The sequence below is a fragment of the Kitasatospora sp. NPDC057512 genome, assembly GCF_042802135.1.
Classification (GTDB): Bacteria; Actinomycetota; Actinomycetes; order Streptomycetales; family Streptomycetaceae; genus Kitasatospora.
Map to the genome: position 1 here is coordinate 1 of NZ_JBHVET010000540.1, position 6,035 is coordinate 6,035.

Annotated in this window: 5 protein-coding genes; all 5 read left to right on the plus strand. The window is 73.7% G+C overall.

Annotated elements, in window-relative coordinates; genetic code table 11:
- Positions 1-543 (plus strand): glycerate kinase (locus tag ACFU6K_RS28510; RefSeq protein ID WP_380667755.1); only part of this gene is annotated, 543 nt, incomplete at its 5' end.
- Positions 544-714: 171 nt separating this feature from the next.
- The gene (gene allB / locus ACFU6K_RS28515) at positions 715-2,136 is read left to right on the plus strand and encodes an allantoinase AllB (protein ID WP_380667757.1); all 1,422 of its coding nucleotides are present in this window, start codon (positions 715-717) and stop codon (positions 2,134-2,136) included.
- Between the two features lie 10 nt (positions 2,137-2,146).
- Positions 2,147-3,343: an allantoicase gene (gene alc, locus ACFU6K_RS28520; RefSeq protein ID WP_380667759.1), complete on the plus strand. Its 1,197-nt coding sequence runs from the start codon at positions 2,147-2,149 to the stop codon at positions 3,341-3,343.
- A gap of 107 nt (positions 3,344-3,450) precedes the next feature.
- Entirely contained in the window at positions 3,451-4,911 is a 1,461-nt protein-coding gene (locus ACFU6K_RS28525; RefSeq protein WP_380667761.1) for a catalase, read from the plus strand.
- A 252-nt stretch (positions 4,912-5,163) separates the two neighbouring features.
- Positions 5,164-5,943, plus strand: a complete 780-nt coding sequence (locus tag ACFU6K_RS28530) for an IclR family transcriptional regulator (RefSeq protein WP_380667763.1) — start codon at positions 5,164-5,166, stop codon at positions 5,941-5,943.
- Positions 5,944-6,035 lie beyond the last annotated feature (92 nt).

Consider the following 6,035-nt stretch of genomic DNA (forward strand, 5'->3'; position numbering starts at 1 on the left):
CCGCTGCTCGGGCCGCGCGGCGCTGCCGCCGTGTACGGCCCGCAGAAGGGCGCCGACGGCGAGGACCTGGTGGTGCTGGAGGCGGGGCTGACCCGGTTCGCCGACCTGGTCGCCGAGGCCACCGGGCGGGACGTCCGGGAGGCGCCCGGCGCCGGCGCCGCGGGCGGGGTGGGCTTCGCCGCCCTGGCCCTGCTCGGCGCGACCATGCGACCCGGCATCGACCTGCTGCTCGACCTGCTGGACTTCGACGGGGCCGTGCGCGGGGCACGCCTCGTCGTGACCGGCGAGGGGTGCCTGGACGCGCAGACGCTCTACGGCAAGGCCCCGGCCGGAGTCGCCGCGGCGGCCGCCCGGGCGGGCGTTCGGGTGGCCGCGGTGGCGGGCCGGCTGGAGCTCTCCGAGCCCGAGTGGCGGGCCGCCGGGTTCACCGCCGCGATCGCCCTGACCGACCTGGCCGAGCGGCCGGGGGAGAGCATGACCAGGGCCGCCGAGCTGGCCGAACTCGCGGGCGAGCGGCTGGCCGAAGAGCTGTTGTCGGACTGAACCCCCGGACGTCCATCCATTGACGTTTTGTTGAAGGCGGGCCTAGGCTCCCGGCAATCCCTGGCCTCCTCCCGCGTTCCACCACCTTCGAAGCACACCTCGAAGCGCGCCTCGAAGCACGCCTTGAAGCACCCTCGAACCACCCCGACTCCCAGGTTCCGGAGGTTCCCCATGCCTTTCAGCCAGCCGACGGTGATCCGCTCCCGCCGGGCGGTCCTGCCCGACGGCGAGCGCCCCGCGGACGTGCTGATCCAGGACGGGAGGATCGCCAGGACGGCCCCGCACGGCTCGCTCGCGGCCCGCGAGGGCGAGCTCGTCGACCTCGGCGACACCGCCCTGCTGCCCGGCCTGGTCGACACCCACGTGCACGTCAACGAGCCCGGCCGCACCGAGTGGGAGGGCTTCGCCACCGCCACCCGGGCCGCCGCGGCCGGCGGCGTCACCACGATCGTCGACATGCCGCTCAACTCGATCCCGCCCACCACCACGGTGGCGGGGCTGGCGCTCAAGCGGAAGGCCGCCGACGGCCAGGCCTGGGTCGACCTCGGCTTCTGGGGCGGGGCCGTCCCCGGCAACGTCGCCGACCTCGAACCGCTGCACCAGGCCGGGGTGTTGGGCTTCAAGAGCTTCCTCGCCCCCTCCGGGGTGGACGAGTTCCCGCACGTCGAGGCCGCCGACCTGGAGGCGGCGCTGGCCGAGCAGGCCAGGATCGGGGCGCTGGCGATCATCCACGCCGAGGACCCGGCCGTGCTCGCCGCCGCCCCGCAGCAACCCGGCGTCCAGTACCGGGACTTCCTGGCCTCCCGGCCCGCCGACGCGGAGACCGCGGCCGTCGCCCGGCTGCTCGACACGGCCCGGCGCACCGGTGCCCGGGTGCACGTCCTGCACGTCTCCTCGGCCGCCGTGCTGCCGCTGCTGCGGCAGGCCCGCGAGGACGGCGTACGGGTGACCGCCGAGACCTGTCCGCACTACCTGACCCTCGCGGCCGAGCAGGTGCCGGACGGCGACACCGCCTTCAAGTGCTGTCCGCCGATCCGCGACGAGTCCAACCGGGACGCGCTCTGGGAGGCCCTGGGGCGCGGCGAGTTCATCGCCGTCGTCTCCGACCACTCGCCGTCCACCCCCGACCTCAAGCTGCTGCCCGAGTACGGCGGCAGCGGCGACTTCGCGGCCGCCTGGGGCGGGATCGCCTCGCTCCAGCTGGGCCTGCCGGCCGTCTGGACCGAGGCCCGCCGGCGCGGCCACACCCTGGCCGACGTGGTGCGCTGGATGTCCGCCGGACCGGCCGAACTGGTCGGCCTGACCGGCACCAAGGGCGCCATCGCCGCCGGCCACGACGCGGACCTGGTCGCCTTCGACCCGGACGGCGGGTTCGCCGTCCGCGCGAGCGGGCTGCACCACCGCAACCCGGTGACCCCGTACGCGGGCCGGACCCTCACCGGCGCGGTGCGCACCACCTGGCTGCGCGGCCGCGAGGTGGACCCGGCGGCCCGCCCCTTCGGCCGGCAGCTCGCCCGGCCGCACGCCCACCCCACCACCGTCCTCACCGCCACCACCGTCCCCACCGCCACCATCCCGTCCGAACGCGCCTAAAGGAGAGTCAGTGACCACTGCCGACACCCCGAGTGCTCCCTTCACCGAGCTGGTCGACCTGGCCTCCCGACTGCTCGGGGCGGGCGTCGTCGCCACCAACGAGGACACCTTCGCGGACGCCGAGAACCTGCTGGTCGCCAAGCCGGCCGAGTTCCGCCCGCACACCTTCGGCCACAAGGGCCAGATCATGGACGGCTGGGAGTCCAAGCGCCGCCGCGGCGTCTCCGCCGACCAGCCGCACCCCACCGACGAGGACCACGACTGGGCGATCGTCCGGCTCGGCGCCGCCGGGGTGGTCCGTGGCGTGATCGTGGACACCGCCCACTTCACGGGCAACTACCCGGAGACCGCCTCGGTCGAGGCCGCGTCCGTCCCCGGCCACCCCTCGCCCGAGGAGCTCCACGACGCCGAGTGGACCACGATCGTGCCGCGCACCGCGCTCGACGGCGACACCGCCCACGAGTTCGCCGTCGCGGACGGCACCCGCTACACCCACGTACGGCTGAACATCTTCCCGGACGGCGGGGTCGCCCGGCTGCGGGTGCACGGCGAGGTGCTGCCCGATCCGCGTGAACTGGACGGCCTCACCTTCGACCTGGCCGCCCAGGAGTACGGCGGCGTGGCCGAGGCGGCCTCCGACCGCTACTTCTCCTCCCCGCACAACCTGAACGCTCCCGGCCGCGCCTCCGTCATGGGCGACGGTTGGGAGACCCGGCGTCGGCGCGACAAGGCCAACGACTGGGTGCGGATCGCCCTGGCCGGGGGCGGTGAGGTCCTGGCCGCCGAAGTGGACACCTCCTACTTTGTCGCCAATGCCCCCGGCTGGGCCGACCTGATCGGCTTCGACGCCTCGACCGGGGCCGACCCGGCCGACGGTGAATGGTTCGAACTCCTGCCCCGCACGCGGCTCCAGCCCGACACCCGGCACCGCTTCCGGCTCGACGCCGGCCGCCCGGTGACCCATGTGCGCATCAACGTCCACCCGGACGGCGGCCTCGCCCGCCTCCGGCTCACCGGCCGCCTCACCGGGGCCGGCCGCGCGGCCCTCACCCTGCGCTGGTTCAACGCCCTCCCGGCCGCCGAGGCCGTCGCGGCCCTCACCGGGGCCGGTCTCACCGCCGACGAGGCCGCCGCGCTGACCGCCGCCCGTCCGGCGGCCGACCCGGCCGCGGCGGCGACCGTCGTCCGGAGCCTGCTCGGAGACTGACGGTCCGTCAGGTCCGTTCGCCGGAAACCGTTCTCCGGCGAACGAATCTGACGCACCGTCACTCCACTCTCCACGCACCGCCCTTATCGACAGCCGAAGGACCCTCCATGCCCAAGATCCTGACCACGGAGTCCGGCGCCCCGGTCGCCGACAACCAGAACTCGGCCTCGGCCGGCGAGTACGGCCCGCTGCTCATCCAGGACCAGCACCTGCTGGAGAAGCTGGCCCGGTTCAACCGCGAGCGCATCCCGGAGCGCGTGGTGCACGCCCGCGGCTCCGGCGCGTACGGCTACTTCGAGGTCACCGACGAGGTCGCGCGGTACACCCGGGCGGGCTTCCTCTCCGAGGTCGGCAAGCGCACCGAGGTCTTCCTGCGCTTCTCCACCGTGGCCGGCAACCTGGGCGCCAGCGACGCGGTGCGCGACCCGCGCGGCTTCGCGCTCAAGTTCTACACCGAGGAGGGCAACTACGACCTCGTCGGCAACAACACCCCGGTGTTCTTCATCAAGGACCCGATCAAGTTCCCCGACTTCATCCACTCGCAGAAGCGCGACCCGTACACCGGCGTGCAGGAGGCCGACAACGTCTGGGACTTCTGGGCCCACTCGCCGGCCTCGACCCACCAGATCACCTGGCTGTTCGGCGATCGCGGCATCCCGGCCTCGTACCGCCACATGAACGGCTACGGCTCGCACACCTACCAGTGGGTCAACGCGGACGGCGAGGCCTACTGGGTGAAGTACCACTTCAAGACCAACCAGGGCATCCGCTGCCTGGACGGCGACCAGGCGGCCGAGGTGGTCGGCGGCGACGCTGACTCGCACCAGCGCGACCTCCACCAGGCCATCGAGCGCGGGGTGTTCCCGTCCTGGACCCTCCACGTCCAGCTGATGCCGGTCGCCGAGGCCGCGGACTACCGCTTCAACCCCTTCGACCTCACCAAGGTGTGGCCGCACGCCGACTACCCGCTGGTCAAGGTCGGCCGCCTGGTGCTCAACAGGAACCCGGAGAACGTCTTCGCCGAGGTCGAGCAGGCCGCGTTCTCGCCGAACAACTTCGTGCCCGGCATCGGCCCGTCCCCGGACAAGATGCTCCAGGGCCGCCTTTTCGCCTACGCGGACGCCCAGCGCTACCGCCTCGGCGTCAACCACACCCAGCTGCCGGTGAACGCCCCGCGCGCCACCGAGGCCGCCAACTACGGCCGGGACGGCCAGATGGCCGCCAACAGCGCCGGTCGTGGCAGGAACTACGAGCCCAACTCGTACGGCGGCCCGGCCCAGACCGGCGACGCGACGGCCGCACCGGTCGGGGTGACCGGCCACACCGGCACGTACACCACCCCGGCGCACACCAAGGACGACGACTTCTTCCAGGCCGGGGAGCTGTACCGGCTGATGTCGGCCGGTGAGAAGACCCGTCTGGTCGACAACATCGCGGGCTTCCTGGCGCAGGTCTCGCGCGACGACGTGGTGGAGCGGAACCTCGCCCACTTCCACGCCGCGGACGAGGAGTACGGCGCCCGGCTGGCCGCCGCCGTCGCCAGGTTGCGCGCGGGCGACGAGGGCTGACCCGCCCCTCACCTTCCGCACCACCTTCCGCACCGCCACCCTCATGGCCGCCGGGCCCGTACCCGGCGGCCGCGGAACGGGCCCCTCCTCCAGGGCAGTGGGGGAGGGGCCCGTCGCGTCCGCCCAGGTCGGCCGGTGGGCCTACACGGATTGTCCACGGATATGTACGGACGGCAGCCGTCGGAGCCGCCGGGTCGATAGGCTGGTGTGCGCCCGCGGTCGCTCCGTGGGGGGACATCGGAAGGGGACGACATGTCGACACCAGCCCCGGGTCGTCACGCCGCGCTTGACCAGGGTCCGACGGGCCCGTTCACCTCCCTGCAGCACGCCCTCAGACTGCTGGAGGCGGTCGACCGCCACCCCGACGGAGCCACCCTGGTGGCCCTCGCCCGGGAGACCTCGCTCGGGCTGCCGACCGTGCGTCGGCTCGCCGAGATCCTGGAGGTCGAGGGCTACCTCCAGTGCCAGGACGGCGGTTGGCTGCTGGGTGGCACCTTCGCCCTGCTCGGCCAGCACAACCGGGAGCAGCTGGTGAAGGCCCGGCTCAACCGCAAGCTCGCCGAACTCCGGGACGAGTTGGGCGCCGCGGTGTACTTCACCCGGTACCACGACGGCGAGTTGTCGGTGGAGGCGGTCTCGGCCGCCGACTACGCCCCGGCCGTGCAGGAGTGGGTGGACTTCCGGGCCACCGCGCACGCCAGTGCGATCGGCAAGTGCCTGCTCGGCCAGCTGGACGCGGACGCCCGGCGCGACCACCTCTCCCGGCACCCGGTCGCCCGCCTCACCTCCCGCACCGTCGTCGACGCCGACCAGCTGATGCACCGGCTGGAGCGGCAGCCGGCCACGGTGCCGGTGCTGGACATCCAGGAGTACGCGCTGGGCACGGTGTGCGCGGCCGTGCCGATCACGGCGGGCAGTACGGTCGGCTGCCTGGCCACCTCGATGCCGGCGGACAACATCCACAAGCTGAAGGCCGCCGCCGAGCTGCTGGCGGCCCGGGCGGCGCCGCTGATGCTGGCGATGGCGGTCTGACGGCGGGCCGGCCGTCGCGGGCCGGCCGTCGCGGGCCGGCCGTAGCGGGTCGGCGGTCGCGCGCGCGAGGTCGAGGAAGCCCTGCCGGGAGA

Coding starts and splice junctions, on each gene's coding strand:
- allB (WP_380667757.1), top strand. CDS start 715: ATGCCTTTCAGCCAGCCGACGGTGATCCGCTCCCGCCGGGCGGTCCTG.
- ACFU6K_RS28525 (WP_380667761.1), top strand. CDS start 3,451: ATGCCCAAGATCCTGACCACGGAGTCCGGCGCCCCGGTCGCCGACAAC.
- ACFU6K_RS28530 (WP_380667763.1), top strand. CDS start 5,164: ATGTCGACACCAGCCCCGGGTCGTCACGCCGCGCTTGACCAGGGTCCG.